The organism is Streptomyces sp. RK62 (assembly GCF_018070255.1).
GTDB lineage: Bacteria > Actinomycetota > Actinomycetes > Streptomycetales > Streptomycetaceae > Streptomyces > Streptomyces nigra.
This window is the reverse complement of the sequence record NZ_JAGPYD010000007.1, coordinates 43,270-61,111: the sequence shown is the minus strand read 5'-3', so window position 1 is coordinate 61,111 and position 17,842 is coordinate 43,270. Positions and strand designations below refer to the sequence as shown.

At 72.2% G+C, this 17,842-nt stretch carries 16 protein-coding genes and 3 tRNA genes; 9 read left to right on the top strand and 10 right to left on the bottom strand.

Annotated elements, in window-relative coordinates; genetic code table 11:
• Window positions 1–160 precede the first annotated feature (160 nt).
• The 4 genes from purD to KBY32_RS14815 all read left to right on the top strand — a co-directional run bounded on the left by purD (window position 161) and on the right by KBY32_RS14815 (window position 6,398).
• The gene (gene purD, locus KBY32_RS14830) at window positions 161–1,414 is read left to right on the top strand and encodes a phosphoribosylamine--glycine ligase (protein WP_055624907.1); all 1,254 of its coding nucleotides are present in this window, start codon (window positions 161–163) and stop codon (window positions 1,412–1,414) included.
• Between the two features lie 313 nt (window positions 1,415–1,727).
• On the top strand, window positions 1,728–3,524 hold the full coding sequence (locus tag KBY32_RS14825; RefSeq protein ID WP_210980563.1) for a hypothetical protein: 1,797 nt from the start codon (window positions 1,728–1,730) through the stop codon (window positions 3,522–3,524).
• A gap of 380 nt (window positions 3,525–3,904) precedes the next feature.
• The gene (locus KBY32_RS14820) at window positions 3,905–5,395 is read left to right on the top strand and encodes a N,N-dimethylformamidase beta subunit family domain-containing protein (RefSeq protein ID WP_210980389.1); all 1,491 of its coding nucleotides are present in this window, start codon (window positions 3,905–3,907) and stop codon (window positions 5,393–5,395) included.
• A gap of 103 nt (window positions 5,396–5,498) precedes the next feature.
• Window positions 5,499–6,398: a phosphoribosylaminoimidazolesuccinocarboxamide synthase gene (locus KBY32_RS14815; RefSeq protein ID WP_055624910.1), complete on the top strand. Its 900-nt coding sequence runs from the start codon at window positions 5,499–5,501 to the stop codon at window positions 6,396–6,398.
• Between the two features lie 7 nt (window positions 6,399–6,405).
• On the opposite strand, the gene KBY32_RS14810 is transcribed toward KBY32_RS14815, so the two are convergent.
• From KBY32_RS14810 to KBY32_RS14770, 9 genes are all read right to left on the bottom strand, one after another.
• Window positions 6,406–6,849, bottom strand: coding sequence for a glutaredoxin domain-containing protein (locus KBY32_RS14810; protein ID WP_210980388.1), 444 nt, complete (start codon window positions 6,847–6,849; stop codon window positions 6,406–6,408).
• Between the two features lie 68 nt (window positions 6,850–6,917).
• Window positions 6,918–6,993: transfer RNA gene (locus KBY32_RS14805), tRNA-Gly, on the bottom strand.
• A gap of 22 nt (window positions 6,994–7,015) precedes the next feature.
• The gene (locus KBY32_RS14800; protein ID WP_115509286.1) at window positions 7,016–7,630 is read right to left on the bottom strand and encodes a response regulator transcription factor; all 615 of its coding nucleotides are present in this window, start codon (window positions 7,628–7,630) and stop codon (window positions 7,016–7,018) included.
• Complete coding sequence (locus KBY32_RS14795) at window positions 7,627–8,853, bottom strand: sensor histidine kinase (protein WP_210980387.1); 1,227 nt, start codon at window positions 8,851–8,853, stop codon at window positions 7,627–7,629. Before KBY32_RS14795 ends, KBY32_RS14800 begins: the two co-directional genes overlap by 4 nt.
• A gap of 251 nt (window positions 8,854–9,104) precedes the next feature.
• Complete coding sequence (locus KBY32_RS14790) at window positions 9,105–9,881, bottom strand: ABC transporter permease (protein ID WP_210980386.1); 777 nt, start codon at window positions 9,879–9,881, stop codon at window positions 9,105–9,107.
• Complete coding sequence (locus KBY32_RS14785) at window positions 9,878–10,837, bottom strand: ABC transporter ATP-binding protein (protein WP_210980385.1); 960 nt, start codon at window positions 10,835–10,837, stop codon at window positions 9,878–9,880. The genes KBY32_RS14790 and KBY32_RS14785 overlap by 4 nt, the downstream gene beginning before the upstream one ends.
• 136 nt (window positions 10,838–10,973) lie before the next feature.
• Window positions 10,974–11,046, bottom strand: a tRNA-Gly gene (locus KBY32_RS14780).
• A gap of 80 nt (window positions 11,047–11,126) precedes the next feature.
• Window positions 11,127–11,198, bottom strand: a tRNA-Gly gene (locus KBY32_RS14775).
• 158 nt (window positions 11,199–11,356) lie between these two features.
• On the bottom strand, window positions 11,357–11,674 hold the full coding sequence (locus KBY32_RS14770) for an Lsr2 family protein (protein ID WP_055624916.1): 318 nt from the start codon (window positions 11,672–11,674) through the stop codon (window positions 11,357–11,359).
• Between the two features lie 335 nt (window positions 11,675–12,009).
• On the opposite strand from KBY32_RS14770, the gene purS reads away from it, so the two are divergent.
• The 4 genes from purS to KBY32_RS14750 all read left to right on the top strand — a co-directional run bounded on the left by purS (window position 12,010) and on the right by KBY32_RS14750 (window position 16,175).
• Entirely contained in the window at window positions 12,010–12,273 is a 264-nt protein-coding gene (gene purS, locus KBY32_RS14765) for a phosphoribosylformylglycinamidine synthase subunit PurS (RefSeq protein WP_055624957.1), read from the top strand.
• A complete protein-coding gene (gene purQ, locus KBY32_RS14760; RefSeq protein ID WP_210980384.1) occupies window positions 12,270–12,950 on the top strand; it encodes a phosphoribosylformylglycinamidine synthase subunit PurQ in 681 nt (226 codons plus the stop codon). The genes purS and purQ overlap by 4 nt, the downstream gene beginning before the upstream one ends.
• Window positions 12,947–15,205, top strand: coding sequence for a phosphoribosylformylglycinamidine synthase subunit PurL (purL, locus tag KBY32_RS14755; protein WP_210980383.1), 2,259 nt, complete (start codon window positions 12,947–12,949; stop codon window positions 15,203–15,205). The genes purQ and purL overlap by 4 nt, the downstream gene beginning before the upstream one ends.
• Window positions 15,206–15,377: 172 nt before the next feature.
• Window positions 15,378–16,175 carry a maleylpyruvate isomerase family mycothiol-dependent enzyme gene (locus KBY32_RS14750; RefSeq protein ID WP_210980382.1) on the top strand — a complete coding sequence of 266 codons (798 nt, stop codon included), beginning with the start codon at window positions 15,378–15,380 and terminating at the stop codon, window positions 16,173–16,175.
• Here the strand turns inward: KBY32_RS14750 and KBY32_RS14745 are convergent.
• On the bottom strand, window positions 16,165–16,896 hold the full coding sequence (locus KBY32_RS14745) for a peptidase E (protein WP_210980381.1): 732 nt from the start codon (window positions 16,894–16,896) through the stop codon (window positions 16,165–16,167). The genes KBY32_RS14750 and KBY32_RS14745 overlap by 11 nt on opposite strands.
• Before the next feature lie 113 nt (window positions 16,897–17,009).
• Between KBY32_RS14745 and KBY32_RS14740 the strand changes: the two genes are divergently transcribed.
• Window positions 17,010–17,804, top strand: a complete 795-nt coding sequence (locus tag KBY32_RS14740; protein ID WP_055624922.1) for an META domain-containing protein — start codon at window positions 17,010–17,012, stop codon at window positions 17,802–17,804.
• Window positions 17,805–17,842 lie beyond the last annotated feature (38 nt).

Genomic DNA, 17,842 nt, shown 5'->3' with positions numbered 1-17,842 from the left:
ACGAGTAGGCGGCCGGGACGAGGAGTAGACGGCCCGGACCGGACCCGTCCTCGCGAGCCGCTCCGGCGCTCCCGCGCCCGGCCGGTTTTGGAGGAACGCACAGGTCCCCCGCCCCCGGCCCCTCGGCATCCCGCACAAGAAGGCCGTTAGGCTGACCCCCGTGAAGGTCCTCGTCATCGGTAGCGGCGCCCGCGAACACGCCCTGTGCCGCTCCCTGTCCCTCGACCCCGATGTCACCGCGCTGTACTGCGCGCCCGGCAACGCCGGCATCGCCGAGGTCGCCGAACTGCACCAGGTCGACGCCCTCGACGGCGAGGCCGTCTCCGCGCTGGCCGAACGGCTCGGCGCCGAGCTCGTGGTCGTCGGACCGGAGGCACCCCTCGTCGCGGGGGTCGCCGACGCCGTGCGCGAGGCGGGCATCCCGGTCTTCGGCCCCTCCAAGGAGGCCGCGCAGCTCGAGGGCTCCAAGGCGTTCGCCAAGGACGTCATGGCCTCCGCCGGTGTCCCCACGGCCCGCTCCTACGTCTGCACCACCCCCGCCGAGGTCGACGAGGCCCTGGACGCCTTCGGTGCCCCCTACGTCGTCAAGGACGACGGTCTGGCGGCCGGCAAGGGCGTCGTCGTGACCGCCGACCTCGACGCGGCCCGCGCGCACGCCAACGCCTGCGAGCGCGTCGTCATCGAGGAGTTCCTGGACGGCCCCGAGGTCTCCCTCTTCGCCATCACCGACGGACAGACGGTGCTGCCGCTCCAGCCCGCGCAGGACTTCAAGCGCGCCCTGGACGGCGACGAGGGCCCGAACACCGGCGGCATGGGCGCGTACTCGCCGCTGCCGTGGGCGGACCCGAAGCTGGTCGAGGAGGTCCTGGAGACGGTCCTCCAGCCGACCGTCGACGAGATGCGCCGCCGCGGCACCCCGTTCTCCGGTCTTCTCTACGCCGGTCTCGCGATCACCTCGCGGGGTGTGCGCGTGATCGAGTTCAACGCCCGCTTCGGCGACCCGGAGACCCAGGTCGTCCTGGCCCGGCTGAAGACCCCGCTGGCCGGTGTCCTGCTGGCCGCCGCCAAGGGCCACCTCGCCGACCTGGAGCCGCTGCGCTGGAGCGACGACTCCGCGGTCACCGTGGTCGTGGCCTCGCACAACTACCCCGGCACCCCCCGCACCGGCGACCCGATCACCGGCCTCGACGAGGTGGCCGCCCAGGACGCCCCGCACGCCTACGTGCTGCACGCCGGCACCCGCCGCGACGGCGACGCGGTCGTCAGCGCCGGTGGCCGTGTGCTGTCCGTCACCGCGACCGGCGGCGACCTCACCGAGGCCCGCGGCCGCGCCTACCGGGCCGTGGCCCGCATCGGCCTGGACGGCTCCCAGCACCGTACGGACATCGCCGCGAAGGCCGCCGCCGACGCGTAGCCGCCCCCACGAGCCAACCCGCCGGGCCCCGGATCCGTCTCAGGATCCGGGGCCCGACGTATGCCGGGACCAGAGGTCCGATCCTCGCCGTCCGTCATCCACCTTTCCCCAAAGCCATTCCATCGAGTGACCGATGGCCCAACCGGCTGACGTGGGTCGACGCCCCAACTACTGTGCCGCGCAAGCGTTCCGGCACTTGGCCCACCGGCATTGCGATGTCGGTGGCGGGTGCCACAGTGGGGGAGTGAGCAGAGCCAGGACAGTTCCGACGACCAGGGCAGCGCGGAGGGGGTGAGGTCCGGCCGTGACCGGAATGGGGATGGAAGCGGGGGCTCAGGGCGCGCGTGCCCGGGCGCTGGCGGTGCTGCGCGTCCGCAGCCGCGCACTCGCCGTCGCCCTGCTGCCCGCCGCCTTCGCGGTGGTGCTGCTCGCCGGACCGTCCACCGGGCATCTCACCGGCCCCGGCTGGGACGCCGTGCGCTGGGTGCTCACCCCGTTCGCCGTCCTGGTCCTCCTCGCCGCCGCGGTGGTGGCGCTGGTCGTCGCCCGGGCCCGGCCCGCCGTCACACCCACGGTGACGATCGGCGAGGAGCAGGCCCCCGACCTCTACCGGCTGGTGCGCGACCTCGCCGACCGGCTGGACGTCCCGGCCCCGTCCGCGATAGCGCTCACCCCCGACTGCGACAGCTGGCTGGAGGACCGAACCCATCGGTCCCACGGCCCGCCCCCGCCCGAGGAGCCGGCTGACGACGGGCTCAACGGCCTGCGCGGCGGCGGGCGCGGCCCCCGTCGCCGTACGCCGGCCGCGCCGGTCCTCGTCATCGGCTCGCCGTTCCTGTGGTGGATGCGCGTCGGGGAGCTGCGCGCCGTCCTCGCCCCGGTCGTCGCCGGCACCGGGCCCTCCGCACACCCCGACATAGCCCAGGCCCGGCGCTTCGTCCGGGGGCTGGACGCCGCCGTGGCCGTCGCCGCCACGGGCGGGCGCTGTCCCGGGTCGCGGGCGGTGTGCGCGGGCCTCGGCCGGGTGGCGCGTCTGCTGCTGCGCGGCTGCCGGGAGCACGCCGCCGAGATGGAGCGCGGGGTGGCCGCGGCGGCCGCCGAGCGTGCACAGGCTGTGGACTACGGTCTGCGGATCGTCGCCCAGGAGCAGGTCGGCCTGGCCTACGCGGGCTGGGACCGGCTGCTGACGCGGGTCGCGCTGCCGGCCTGGCGGATGGGCCGCTGGCCGTCCCGGCTGGACGCGGGCGTGGTCGCCGCCCTCACCGAGCTGTCGCGGCGGGACCGCCTGGCGGAGGGCTTCGCCTCCCGGCTCGGCGAGCGCCCCGCCTGCGACCTCCTCGAGGAGCCCGGCGCGGTCGACGAGGCCGCGTCCCTGCTGGCCGCCCGGCTGTTCCACGGCGGCCCGGCCGAGACCGGCCCGGACTGGTCGCCGGTGGGCTGGCAGGAGTATCCGGAGGAGGTCGTCGACCGCACCTGGCGCACGGACGCGGCCCGCCTCCACCGCGTCCTCGACGCCCTCGGCGTCCGCCGCCACCCCGGGGACGCGCCCCCCGGCTCCGACGGCCCCACCCTCTCCCGGGTCCTCGACCACCTCACGGCACCCCCGGACGAAGCCCACCTCACGGCACCCCAGGACGAAGCCCACCTTTCGGCCCCTCCGCCCACCCCGCCCTCCGACCTCCCCGACGACCTCTCCCCCTACGAGGACCAGGAGACCGAGCGGAGTTCCGCTCTCGCCGCGGGGCTCACCGCCGAGCTGGCCCGCGAGGAGGCCGCCGCCCCCGCCGGGCCACCGACGGCCCTCACCCCCGACACCACACTGCTGGACATCGGGACGCTCCCGCTCTTCCCGCTCCAGCCGCCCCGCAGCTCCCGCGAGCTGCTCACCGACCATGTGACCGCGATGGTCTGCTGCGCGGCCATGGACACCGCGGGCGCCACCCCGGGCCTGGACTGGCTCGACGGACCCACGCTGCTCATCAACGGCGAACGCGCCACCGACCTGACCCCCCGGGTCCTCCGCCTCATCGAGGACGGCGATCCGGCGCCCCTGCGCGCCTGGCTCGTGGAGTCCGGGATACGCCCCGAGAAGCCGGTACGCCTGGTCTGACAGGCGCGGACGCGACGGAGAGGGCGGACAGGCCTCCCGGAGACCGCCCAAGTCAGTCGGAGCCCCCGGTTCCACTTTCGGCCAATTCGCAACGAATAGTGACAGGAAGCGAGCGCAATGTGATGTGCTGGGGTCGAAGCGCATATGGCAAGGGCTTACGCCACGCCGACCGGTGAGGCCCAGCCGCACGGCAGCACCACCGGGCAAGCGCATCAGGCGTACGACAGGCACCACCGGCACAGGAAGCACGACGGGCACCACCCGGCACCGTGAGCACGACGTGCACCACCGCAGCACCGGTCGGCCCGGCGTGCCCGCCACGCCAGGGCCACGGCACGACGCTCGATGTGCGACCACGGGGACAAGGGAGGGGTACGGCCATGGGGTCGGAGCAGATCCGCCGCTGGGAGTCGGGAGCTCTCGCGCACGCCGTGACGGACCCCTTCGGCCAGGGCCCGGTCCCCTGGCTGCGCGGCAACGTGACGTACTTCGACGACACGGGCCAGGTCGTCCCCTGGTACGTGGACGGACAGGCCCACCCGCCGACGGCCGGCACCCCACGGGTCCCCGCGCCCCGCAGCGCCGGACCCCGCTCGGCGGACGACGTCCACCGGCAGATCAAGGGGTTCACCTCCACCGGCGCGGTCGCGCCCGGCGAGGCGGTCGACTTCCACATCACGGTCGACCCGCCCCAGGAGTTCGCCGTCGACATCTACCGCATCGGCCACTACGGCGGGGACGGCGCCGCCAAGATCACCACCAGCCCCCGGCTGTCCGGCATCGTGCAGCCCGCCCCGCTCACCGCCGACCGCACCGTCTCCTGCCACCACTGGTGGCTGTCCTGGCGCCTGCAGATCCCCAGCTACTGGAGCAACGGCGCCTATGTCGCCGTCCTCACCACCCACGACGGCTACCGCTCCCACATCCCGTTCACCGTCCGCGACAACCACCCCGCGGACCTGCTCCTGCTCCTGCCCGATGTGACCTGGCAGGCGTACAACCTCTATCCGGAGGACGGCCGCCTCGGTGCCAGCCTGTACCACGCCTGGGACGAGGACGGCCGGCTGCTCGGCGAGGACGACGCCGCCACGACGGTCTCCTTCGACCGCCCGTACGCGGGCGCCGGCCTTCCCCTGCACGTCGGCCACGCCTACGACTTCATCCGCTGGGCCGAGCGCTACGGCTACGACATCGCCTACGCCGACGCCCGCGACCTGCACGGCGGCCATGTCGACCCGACCCGGTACCGGGGCCTGGTCTTCCCCGGCCACGACGAGTACTGGTCGGTGAACATGCGCCGCACGGTTGAGCTCGCCCGGGAGAACGGCACGTCCCTGGTGTTCCTCTCGGCCAACTCCATGTACTGGCAGGTCGAGTTGGGTCCCTCGGCGTCCGGCGTCCCGGACCGCCTCCTCACCTGCCGCAAGCGCAGGGGCCCCGGCCGCCCGGTGCTCTGGCGGGAGATCGACCGCCCGGAGCAGGAGCTCATCGGCATCCAGTACGCCGGACAGGTTCCCGAGCCCCATCCGCTGATCGTCCGCAACGCCGACCACTGGCTGTGGGAGGCGACCGGCGCCCACGAGGGCGACGAGATCCCGGGCCTGGTGGCCGGTGAGGCCGACCGCTACTTCCCGCGCACCCCGCTGCCCGGCCACGAGGAGCGCATCCTGCTGGCGCACTCCCCGTACGCCGACCGGCACGGGGTGCTGCGCCACCAGGAGACCTCGCTGTACCGCGCGCACTCCGGCGCCCTGGTCTTCGCCTCCGGCACCTTCGCCTGGTCCCCGGCGCTGGACCGGCCGGGCCATGTCGACCCGCGCGTCCAGCGCGCCACCGCCAACCTCCTGGACCGCATCTGCAAGCGTGACTGAGCTCACGCGGCACGCCCCGGGAGGCCCCCGCCCCACCCCCGGTCCACAGCGCGCGTCCCGTACGGGACAATCGACGCATTGGACAGACTTACGGGGAGGAACCGTGTCCGGATTCGTAGAAAAGCCCGAACCGCTTCAGGTTCCGGGCCTGGTGCACCTGCACACCGGCAAGGTGCGCGAGCTGTACCAGAACGAGGCCGGTGACCTCGTGATGGTCGCCAGCGATCGCCTGTCCGCCTACGACTGGGTGCTGCCCACCGAGATCCCGGACAAGGGCCGCATCCTCACCCAGCTCTCCCTGTGGTGGTTCGACCAGCTCGCCGACCTGGTCCCCAACCATGTGCTGAGCACCGAGGTGCCCGCCGGCGCCCCCGCCGACTGGGCGGGCCGCACCCTCGTCTGCAAGTCGCTGCGGATGATCCCGGTCGAGGCCGTGGCCCGCGGCTACCTCACCGGCTCCGGGCTCGCCGAGTACAACGACACCCGCACGGTCTGCGGTCTCGCCCTCCCGGAGGGCCTGGTCGACGGCTCGGAACTGCCCGCGCCGATCTTCACCCCGGCCACCAAGGCCGCCGTCGGCGAGCACGACGAGAACGTCTCCTACGAGGAGGTCGCCCGCCAGGTCGGCGCGGATACCGCCGCCCAGCTGCGGCAGACGACGCTCGCCGTGTACGCGCGGGGCCGGGACATCGCCCGGGAGCGCGGCATCATCCTCGCGGACACCAAGTTCGAGTTCGGCTTCGACGGGGACACCCTGGTCCTCGCCGACGAGGTCCTCACCCCGGACTCCTCGCGCTTCTGGCCGGCCGAGCAGTGGGAGCCGGGCCGCCCGCAGCCGTCGTACGACAAGCAGTTCGTGCGGGACTGGCTGACCTCGCCGGACTCCGGCTGGGACCGGGCGAGCGAGCAGCCCCCGCCGCCGCTGCCGCAGGACGTCGTGGACGCGACCCGCGCCAAGTACGTGGAGGCGTACGAGCGTCTGACCGGCACATCCTGGAGCTGAGCGCCCCTCAGTCCCGGCCCGGCAGGGCGAGCCACTCGCGCACCCGGCGCGGATCCGGGTTGGTGTGCGGGCGCCCGGCGACGACGACCGTCGGCACGGTCTCGTCGCCGCCGTTGGCCGCCCTGACCTCGGCCGCCCCGGCCGGGTCATGCCAGATGTCCACCCAGTGCGCCCGGCGGGCCCGAGGGCCCAGCCGGAAGCGCAGCCGCAGACAGTAGGCGCAGCCCGGCCGCCAGTAGACGACGGGGCGGCCGTCGGCGTCACTGAGCCGCCGCGCCTCCTCGGCGCCGACGGACCGGGGGAAGACCAGCGGGGAGTGCACCACCGCGATCAGCAGGGACACCGCTGCCGCGGTCAGCGCCCCGGTCCGGTCCCCGATCAGGAGGAGCGCGGCCGTCAGGACGGCGCCGCCGAGCGCGAACCGGGCCGCCAGCGTCCACCTGCGTGTCATGGTCACGCACGCTAGCCGCTGCCCCGGCACACGCCAAAGGCCCCGGTCGATGACCGGGGCCTTTGCTGTGGAGCGAACGACGAGGTTCGAACTCGCGACCTCAACCTTGGCAAGGTTGCGCTCTACCAACTGAGCTACGTTCGCATGCGCCGTGGCGCGGGAACCACTATACCCAACCGCGGGAGCGCGCGAGGCGCACCGCCGCGTGCCGGTTCTCGGCGCCCAGCTTCGAGACGGCGGAGGACAGATAGTTCCGCACGGTCCCCTGGGACAGCGCGGCGCGCTCCGCGATCTCCGCCACGGGCGCCCCGTCGGCCGCGAGTTCCAGCACCTCGGCCTCCCGCGCGGTCAGCGGCGAGTCCCCGGCGGCGATGGCGTCGGCCGCCAACTCCGGGTCGACGTAACGGTTTCCGCGGTGCACGGTCCGGATGATCTCCGCGAGCCGCTGGGCGCTGACCGTCTTCGGGACGAATCCGCGCACACCCGCCTCAAGGGCCCGCTTCAGATGCCCGGGCCGCCCATGACTGGTCACGATCAGCACCTGGCACCCGGGCAGTTCGGTCCGCAGCGCTGTGGCGACCTTCACACCGTCGGCCCCCGGCATCTGCAGATCCAGGACGGCGACATCGGGCCGGTGGGCCCGCGCCATGGCGAGTGCCTCGGGTCCGTCGGCTGCCTCGGCGACGATCACGAGGTCGTCCTCCAGGGACAGCAGCGTGGCGAGCGCGCCGCGGATCAGATGCTCGTCGTCGGCCAGCAGCAGCCGTACCGGCTCGGTCATACGACGGCCTCCCGCACACCCGCTCCGGCCAGCGGCACCTCCGCCACCAGCCGGAACACCCCCTCCTCGACCCGGCCGGCCTCCAGCGTGCCGTCCACCGCGGCCAGCCGCTCGCGGAGCCCGGCGAGCCCGGAGCCCCCACCCCCGTCGGAGGCTCCGGCCGCCCCGTCGTTCTCCACCCTCAGCACCACGCGTCTCTCAGCCACCCCTACATCCACCGTGCACCGCTCGGCGTTCCCGTGCCGCAGCACATTCGTGGTCGCCTCCCGCACCACCCAGGCCAGCGCCGACTGCACGTCGACCGGCAGCCCGGCCGCCTCCCCCGTCACCTCGCACGCGATCCCGGCCGCCGTCAACACGCCCTGCGCACCGGTGATCTCGACCTCCAGGTCGGCCTCCCGATAACCCCGTACGACGTCCCGCACCTCGCGCTGCGACTCCTGCGCGATCCGCTGCACCTCGATCATCTGCTCGACGGCCTCGGGCCGCCCGCGCCGCGCCAGCTGCACGGCGAGCTCGCTCTTCAACGCGATGACGGCGAGGTTGCGCCCCATCACGTCGTGCAGATCGCGCCCGAACCGCAGCCGCTCCTCGGCCACGGCGAGCCGCGCCCGGGTCTCACGGGCCTCGTCGAGCTCGTAGACGGCCTTGAGCAGCCAGACGGAGAAGACGGCCGTGAAGGTGATGAAGCCGCAGCAGGCCAGCACGAGCAGCGCGATGACCAGCGCGCCGAGGACGGGCATCCCCGTCAGGACCGCGACGGCGCCCGCGCCGCCCGCGAAACCGGCCAGCAGGGTGTAGACGTGCCGGCGGCTGTCCAGGCCGAGCGCGATGATGCCCACACCGAAGACGATCACGACGCCGATGGCGCTGCCCGCGGCGGACCGGGCCTCCTCACCGCCCGGACCGTGCAGGGCGAGGGCGAGGGCCACGACGGAGATCAGCGCGGTGGCGGCACCGAGCGTCCACAGCGTCCGGACGGGCTGTTCCCGCCGCCCGCACACCCAGTCCACCGCCTGTGACACGGTCAGGGCGCTGATCGCCGCATGCACGCAGACCAGGAGCAACAGCACGGCGCCCGGCCCGCCCTCGATCTCGCGGATCACCGGCACCCCGGCCGCGAGGACCTCCATCACCGCGAAGAAGTGGAACGACCCCCGCGTGTACGCCTCCACCTTCGCCGGGGTGCTCTTGCCCCGCCACCACGTTCCCGGCCCGCGCATCCGCCGCTCTCCTAGGTCGTGTCCGCAAAGTCCCGCCTGCCGTTCGACGCCCGGCACGCTCCCCCAAGCTCTTCGAGCAGGGGGGACCCCCACTCGCCGCACCTGCCGGCCACCCGCGTACAACCAGTACGCGGGAGCCCGTCCGGCACTCCCCCTAGCTCTTCGAGCAGGGGGGACCCCCAGAGCACGCACCGGACGCCGCTCGGCCCGCCCTCCGGGCGGACGACGCGACTTTACGGACACGACCTAGGTCAACGCCGAGGTTCCCAGCGGAACCGTCGCCGTACAGCAAACACGGCCCCGGCCGTCCAGACCAGCGCGACGAGGACCGCGCCCAGCGTCTCGGACGCCGACAGGTCACCGGTCCAGCCACCGCGTATCAGGGTGATCACCGGGGTCAGAGGCAGCAGTTCGCACGCCGACGCCACCCGGTCGGGCAGGACCTCCAGGGGCACCAGCATCCCGGAGAAGATCATGGAGAGGAACACCACGGGCAACGTCGTGACCTGCGCACTCTCCACGCTGCGGGTGAAGGAGGAGGTCACCGCGGCGAGCGTCGCGCACAGCACGAATCCCGACAGCAGGCCCAGCACGGCGAGATGGGGAGCGCGGGGCGCGCCCACATCGAGCAGGACGGTGCAGCCGATCGCCAGCACCACACTCTGCGCGAGGCCGGTGGCCACCGCCGGCAGCGCGGCCCCGGCGAGGATCTCGGTGTCCCGCGGCTCGCCGGTGCGCAGCCGCTTGAGGACGAGTTCCTCGCGCCGGGCGGTGTAGACGCTGACGAGCGTCGCGTACACCGCGTAGAGCAGCGAGAAGCCGATGGAGGCGGGCAGGATCACCGTGCCGAGGGTGAGACCCGCCTCCGCCAGGTCCATCTGCTTCGCCGCCTCGCGTGCGCTCAGCGGCAGGACCAGCGGCACGAACAGCGCCGCGAAGAGGGTGCCCCTGCTGCGTCCGAGCAGGGTCAGCTCGGCCCGGGCCAACGACGTCATACGCCCCATCGGGGTGGTGGTCGCCGTGCTCATGCCGCGTACTCCTTCGTCCCGGCGGTCTCCGCCGCCTCCCGCGCGATGCCGAGGAACGCCTCCTCCAGCGACGCCGACCGCACGTCCAGCCGCCGCAGCTCCACCCCGGCCTGCTCGGCCCACACCAGCAGCCGGGTCGCCGCCCACTGCAGCCGGTGGGTGCGCAGCCGTACGGACCGCCCCTCGGTCTCGTGTCCGCTCACGCCCAGCTCGCCGAGCGGCGGCAGGTCGCCGAGGAAGTAGCCGTCGGGCAGTTCGAAGGTGATCCGTGAGGGCTGGGCCGCGGTCACCTCGGCGGGCGTCCCGGCCGCCGCGATCCGCCCCTCGTGCAGGATGGCCAGCCGGTCGGCGAGGTCCTCGGCCTCCTCCAGGTAGTGCGTGGTCAGCAGCACGGTGGTGCCGTCGTCGCGCAGCGCCCGCACCAACTCCCAGGTGTCCCGGCGTCCTTCGGCGTCGAGCCCGGTCGTCGGCTCGTCGAGGAACAGCACCTCGGGATCGCCGAGCAGCGCGAGCGCCAGGTCGAGGCGCCGCCGCTCCCCGCCGGACAGCTGCTTGACCCGTACGCGGGTCTTCCCGGCCAGCCCGACGAGGCCGAGCACCTCCAGCGGCGAGCGGGCGCCGCTCACACACCCCGCCCACATCCGGGCGGTCTCGGCGACGGTCAGCTCGGACGGGAAGCCGCCCTCCTGCAGCATCACCCCGGTGCGCGGCCGTACGGCGGCCCGCTCGGCGAAGGGGTCGTGCCCCAGCACCCGCACCCGCCCCCCGGCGGGCTCGGCCAGCCCTTCGAGGAGTTCCACGGTCGACGTCTTTCCGGCGCCGTTGGTGCCGAGCAGGGCGAAGACCTCTCCGCGCCGCACGGAGAACGAGACCCCGCGCACCGCCTCGAACCCGCCCCCGTAGACACGCCGGAGGTCGGTGACCTCGATCACGTGCTCGTGTTCGTTGATGTCCATGTCATCAGCGTCCCCGGCCCGGAGACCCGGCAGCAGTGCGCGCTGTCACCGATCGGCATGACAAATGTCAGAAGGACATGCGGAAACACGCGCATACGAAGAAACCCCGGTCCAGTGGACCGGGGTCTTCATCAAGAGCGGACGACGAGGCTCGAACTCGCGACCTCAACCTTGGCAAGGTTGCGCTCTACCAACTGAGCTACGTCCGCATTGCCTCCGACCGGCTCTCACCGATCGGCGCGGGCACCAGCCTACCTGATCCACAAGGATGGTCGGTACGGCGGTGCAGAGCGGGTGACAGGAATTGCACACTGCGCCTTCCCCCTGGAAGGGGGATGTTCTACTACTGAACTACACCCGCATGCTCGGCGAGCTGGACTTTTTCGGCCCCGCCCGCTGGCGTGCTCCAGACATTAGCTGATCAGCAGGGGGGTAGCGCAAGTCGGTTGTCGCACCGGCCGGCCCGCACCGCCCCGAGGGTCCGCCGGCGGGCCCTGAGGACCCGTCCCGCGGACCGGCTCACTGCGCCGAGGCGAACGCCTCGTAGACCTTCTTGGGGATACGGCCGCGGGCCGGCACCTCCATCTTGTTGGCCTGGGCCCAGGCGCGCACGGCCGCGGGGTCGGGGGCGACCTCCGTCTGCTTGTACGCCTTGCCCGACCTCGACCGCTTGCGGCCGGCCTCCACGTAGGGCGCGAGCGCCTTACGCAGTTTCTTGGCATTGGCTTCATTCAGGTCGATCTCGTACGACTTGCCGTCGAGTCCGAAGGCGATCGTTTCCGCCGCTTCTGAGCCGTCGATGTCGTCAAAGAGAGTGACCACGACCTTCTGCGCCACGAATATCGGTCCCTTCGTACGGCACGCTGACAATTCATTTGTACCGTGCCCGACAATGCAATGTGAAGCTCGACTAAATCCTTCCGCGTGTCCAAAAGCAAGAAGGAGCGGAGCGACTTCGAAGGAAGGGTGGTCGGGGGAGAGGGTCGGGCGCAATAGGCATCGGGTGTCGATCCGGGATCTTTTCCGGAACTTTTCACCGGCCGGCCCGGCGGGTGCCCGTCGTGACTGCGGTCACGTAGCTTCCTACAAGTCGACGCGCGTAGAAATTTTGTGCGGGTAGTCTGAAAGCACCTTGCAGGAACCTGCTCAGCACCACACCACCGGGAGTGCACGTGGCACGCGTCGTAGTCGACGTCATGCTCAAGCCGGAGATCCTCGACCCCCAGGGCCAGGCGGTGCAGCGCGCACTGCCGCGACTGGGTTTCGAAGGCATCTCCGACGTACGTCAGGGAAAGCGTTTCGAACTGGAAGTTGACGGACCGGTCGACGATGCCGCGCTCGCCCGCATCCACGATCTTGCGGAATCCTTCCTCGCCAACACCGTGATCGAGGACTTCACCGTCCGCGTCGAGGAAGTCGCGGAGGCGGCCAAGTGACCGCTCGTATTGGCGTCGTCACTTTCCCGGGTTCTCTCGACGACCGGGACACACAGCGCGCGATCCGTCTCGCGGGCGCCGAACCGGTCGCCCTGTGGCACAAGGACAAAGACCTCAAGCAGGTCGACGCCGTGGTGCTGTGCGGTGGTTTCTCCTACGGCGACTATCTGCGCGCCGGAGCCATCGCCCGCTTCTCGCCGGTGATGGACACCCTCATCGAGCAGGCGAAGGCCGGACTCCCGGTCCTCGGCATCTGCAACGGCTTCCAGATCCTCACCGAGGCCCATCTGCTGCCCGGCGGCATGCTCGGCAACGACCACCTGCACTTCATCTGCCGTGACCAGAAGCTGCGCGTGGAGAACGCCGGGACGGCCTGGACGACCGACTACACGGCCGGCCAGGAGATCCACATCCCGCTGAAGAACATGGACGGCCGCTATGTGGCCGACCAGTACACGCTGGACAAGCTGGAGGCCGAGGGCCGGGTGGCGTTCCGCTACCTGGACTTCAACCCCAACGGCTCGCTCAACGACATCGCCGGCATCACCAACGAGGCCGGCAACGTCGTGGGCCTGATGCCGCACCCGGAGCACGCCGTGGAGCCGCTCATCGGCAGCGGTCGCACCGACGGCCTCCCGTTCTTCACCTCGATCCTCAAGAAGCTGGTCAACGCATGAGCCGGACGCCTCTGGACACGGTCGAGCACGCGGCCGCGACCCCCGACGTCGAGCTGCCCTGGGCCGAACTGGGCCTGAAGAAGGACGAGTACGAGCGCGTGGTCGAGATCCTCGGCCGCCGGCCCACCGGTGCCGAGCTCGCCATGTACTCCGTCATGTGGTCCGAGCACTGCTCGTACAAGTCCTCCAAGGTGCACCTGCGCCAGTTCGGCGAGAAGGCCCCCGAGTCCGACGCCCTGCTCGTCGGCATCGGCGAGAACGCCGGTGTCGTCGACGTCGGCCAGGGCTACGCGGTCACCTTCAAGGTCGAGTCGCACAACCACCCGTCGTACGTCGAGCCCTACCAGGGCGCGGCCACCGGCGTCGGCGGCATCGTCCGCGACATCATCGCGATGGGCGCCCGCCCGGTCGCGGTCGTGGACCCGCTGCGCTTCGGCGCCGCGGACCACCCCGACACCAAGCGCGTCCTGCCCGGCGTCGTCGCCGGCATCGGCGGCTACGGCAACTGCCTGGGCCTGCCGAACATCGGCGGCGAGGTCGTCTTCGACGCCTGCTACCAGGGCAACCCGCTGGTCAACGCCGGTGCCATCGGCGTGATGCGGCACGAGGACATCCACCTCGCCAAGGCGTCCGGCGCCGGCAACAAGGTCATCCTCTACGGGGCCCGGACCGGCGGCGACGGCATCGGCGGCGCGTCGATCCTGGCGTCCGAGACCTTCGACGACGCCAAGCCGTCGAAGCGCCCGGCCGTTCAGGTCGGCGACCCCTTCCAGGAGAAGCTCCTCATCGAGTGCACCCTGGAGGCGTTCGCCGAGAAGCTGGTCGTCGGCATCCAGGACCTGGGCGCCGCGGGCCTGTCCTGCGCGACCAGCGAGCTGGCGTCGAACGGCTCCGGCGGTATGCGCGTCACCCTGGACGACGTCCCCCTGCGCGACTCGACCCTCTCGCCCGAGGAAATCCTCATGAGCGAGTCGCAGGAACGCATGTGCGCGGTCGTGGAGCCCGGCAAGGTCGAGCGCTTCCTCGAGATCTGCGACAAGTGGGACGTCATCGCCACCGTCATCGGTGAGGTCACCGACGGCGACCGGCTGGAGATCTACTGGCACGGCGGCAAGATCGTCGACGTCGACCCGCGCACGGTCGCGCACGAGGGCCCGGTCTACGAGCGCCCCTACGCCCGTCCGTCCTGGCAGGACGCCCTCCAGGCCGACGACGCGAACAAGCTGCCCCGGCCGGCGACGTCGGACGAGCTGAAGGACCAGGTCCTGAAGCTGGTCGGCTCCCCGAACCAGGCCAGCAAGAAGTGGATCACCTCGCAGTACGACCACTTCGTGCAGGGCAACACCGTCCTCGCCCAGCCCGAGGACTCCGGCATGATCCGCATCGACGAGGAGACCGGCCTCGGCGTCGCCATCGCGACCGACGGCAACGGCCGGTACGCCAAGCTGGACCCGTACCACGGCGCCCAGCTGGCCCTCGCCGAGGCGTACCGCAACGTCGCCACCACCGGCGCCAAGCCGCTCGCCGTCTCCGACTGCCTGAACTTCGGCTCGCCCGAGGACCCGGCCGTCATGTGGCAGTTCGCGGAGGCCATCCGCGGTCTGGCCGACGCCTGCCAGCAGCTCGGCACCCCGGTGACCGGCGGCAACGTCTCGCTCTACAACCAGACGGGCGAGGCGGCCATCCACCCGACGCCGGTCGTCGCCGTCCTCGGCGTGATCGACGACGTGGCCCGGCGCACCCCGGTCGCCTTCCAGGAGGAGGGCCAGCTCCTCTACCTGCTCGGCGACACCCGCGAGGAGTTCGGCGGATCGGCCTGGTCCCAGGTCGTCCACGACCACCTCGGCGGACTGCCCCCGAAGGTCGACCTGGAGCGCGAGCGGCTGCTGGCCGAGATCCTGATCTCCGCCTCCCGCGACGGCATGATCGACTCCGCGCACGACCTGTCCGACGGCGGTCTGATCCAGGCCGTGGTCGAGTCGGCGCTGCTCGGCGGCAAGGGCGCCCGCCTGATCGTCCCGGACGGTCTGGACGCCTTCACGTTCCTCTTCTCGGAGTCGGCGGGCCGCGCGGTCGTCGCCGTGCCCCGCTCGGAGGAGCTGCGCTTCAACGACATGTGCGGCGCCCGCGGCCTTCCCGCCACCCGCATCGGTGTCGTGGACGGCGACGCGGTCGAGGTCCAGGGCGAGTTCTCCCTCCCCCTGACCACTCTGCGCGAGACGCACGAGGCGACCATCCCGGCGCTGCTGGCGTAGTCGGCTGTACGACATGAAGGTCCCGTCCGGCCGCCGGACGGGACCTTCGTCGTCTCACCGCACGCCAGTGTCGTCCGGGGCAGTCGACGCGGGATGTCTTCCGCAGTCGATCACCCGGACGAGTTATCGAACGCCGATCCGGTCCGCGATCTCCCGCAATAGGCTGCTCCCCATGCCCCCGGCCAAGAAGCGCGCGCGCACCTACGACCCCGTCAAGATCCGCACCGCCGTGCTCGCCCAGTTCGGGCACGTCCGGCAGGCCGTCCGCGGGCTCACCGCCGAGCAGCTCGCCCTGCCGACCCGCCTGGGCGCCTGGACCGTACGGGACCTGGCCGCCCACGTGACCATGGCCGTGGAGACCGTCAGCCGGAACCTGGACCGGGACGAGCCGCGCAAGGCCGGGCTCACCCTCCGCGACTGGCCCTCGGCCACCGCCGCCCGCGCCGGGGACATCGCCGACGACACCCGCGAGCTCGCCGCCGCCCACCCCGATCTCGACGCGCTGTACGCCCGTACCGAGGAACGCCTCACCGAGCGCCTGGCCACCGCGCCCGGCGACCGGCTCCTCGACACCCGCACCGGCGTCCTGTCCCTCGCCGACTACCTGGTCACCCGTACCGTCGAGCTCGTCGTCCACACCGACGACCTGAACGCCGCCGTCCCCGGCCTGGACATCCCCTACGAGCGGCAGGCGCTCGCCGCCTGCACCCGGCTGCTCGCCGACGCGCTCGCGGTGAAGGCGCCCGGCGGTTCGACCGAGGTCCGCGTCCCGCCCTACGCCGTCGTGCAGTGCGTGGAGGGTCCCCGGCACACCCGGGGCACCCCGCCCAATGTCGTCGAGACCGATCCGCTGACCTGGATCCGGCTCGCCACCGGCCGTCTGACCTGGCAGGACGCCCTCGCGGAGGCCAAGGTCAGCGCGAGCGGCGAGCGCGCCGACCTGAGCGGTCTGCTGCCGCTCATGGGCTGAGCCCTTCGCGGCGGAGGGGGCGGCAGGGCACGGCCCGCTCGGTGGCCCCGCCCTCCCCGTCCGGCTCGACCCGGTACAGCCCCGCCCCGGGCGCCCGCGTCACCGCCTCCGTCAGCCGGCCCTCGGTGAAGAGGGCGCCGACGCCGTCCTCCACCGCCCAGCCCGGCGGCAGCGCCCCGTCCGCGACCGCCGCCCGGTAGGACGGCCGGCGTCCCGGCTCACCGTCGTAGTGCGGGCAGACCGAGCCGGGCAGCAGGCCCAGCCCGTCGGCGAGGTGGGTCAGCGGGCCGAAGGAGTCGGTGTGCGAACCCTCGGCCCAGCAGTTGGCCCCGGCGCTGATGCCGCACAGCAGCACACCCCGGTCGTACGCCTCGCGCAGCAGCCGGTCCACGCCGTGCGCGCGCCAGACGGCCAGCAGGTTCGCGGTGTTGCCGCCGCCGACGTACACGATGTCCTGGCTCAGCAGGAAGGTCCGCAGGGCCTCGTCGTCGAGCGTGCGCCGGAACAGGGGCAGGACCTCGGCCTGCACCGGACGGTCGTCGAACGCCGCGACGAAGCGCTCGATGTAGCCGGGCGCGTCGCCGCTCGCCGTCGGCACGAAGCAGATTCTCGGCCGGGCCGCGTCCACCAGCCCGAGCAGCCAGTCGTCCAGCACCCCGTCGTCGTCGGTGGAGAACCCGCCCCCGAGAAGGGCCAGACGGCGTTGCGGGCCGAGTGTCATGAGCGGGTCTCCTTCGGATCGTGCCACCGATGGCGTCCGACTCTGCCCAGGCATGAGCCCCGGCCGCAAACAAAAGGGCGGAACCGGTCCCTCGTCCCTCCCGTCCCACCGGCATGGACACTCTCGGCACACCCCGTACGAACAGGCGGCGACTGGCCCTCCTCGCCACCCTGACCCTCCTGCCCTTCGCCGCCGCCTGCGGCAGCGAGGACGCGGGCAGCGACTCGGTCGGGGCCGGGGCGAGGGCGTCCCTCTCCGACGCCCGCTGGGGCGTCGACCAGGTCACCACGGACGGGAAGAAGGACGCCGCCCCGGACACCGCCTGGCTGCGGGTCTCCGGCGACGGGAAGGTCGAGGGCAACCTCGGCTGCAACCACTTCGGCGCCCGGGCCGACTTCGCCGACGGCCACGTCGCCTTCGAGCAGGTCCAGTCGACGGAGATGGCCTGCGACGGCGTCCCCGCGGACTTCGAGCAGACCCTCGCCCGCACCCTCGCCGACGGCGACCTGACCGCCGAGGCGGACGGCGACAAGCTCACCCTCACCACGAAGGACGGCGACCGCGTGACGCTCAGCAAGCAGGAGGCGGCCCCGCTCAAGGGCACCAAGTGGACCGTGACCAGCCCCGACGCCGACGGCAAGGCCCATCTCACGTTCGACGAGAAGGCCGGCGAGGTCAGCGGAAGCCTCGGCTGCAACCGGGTGAAGGCCACCGCGACGATCCGCGACGGCAGTATCACGCTGGGCTCGGCGTCCACCACCCGAATGATGTGCGACACCTCACTCATGACGGCGGAGAAGAAGCTGCTCGGGCTGTTCGACAGCACGGTGAAGTACCGCGTCGACCACCGCACCCTCACGCTGACCAGCGAAAACGGCGAGTCTGTGACGGCTGCTGCCAGTGACTGACCCGTCACGGCTGTGCCCACCAGGGAGTTCCCCAATTC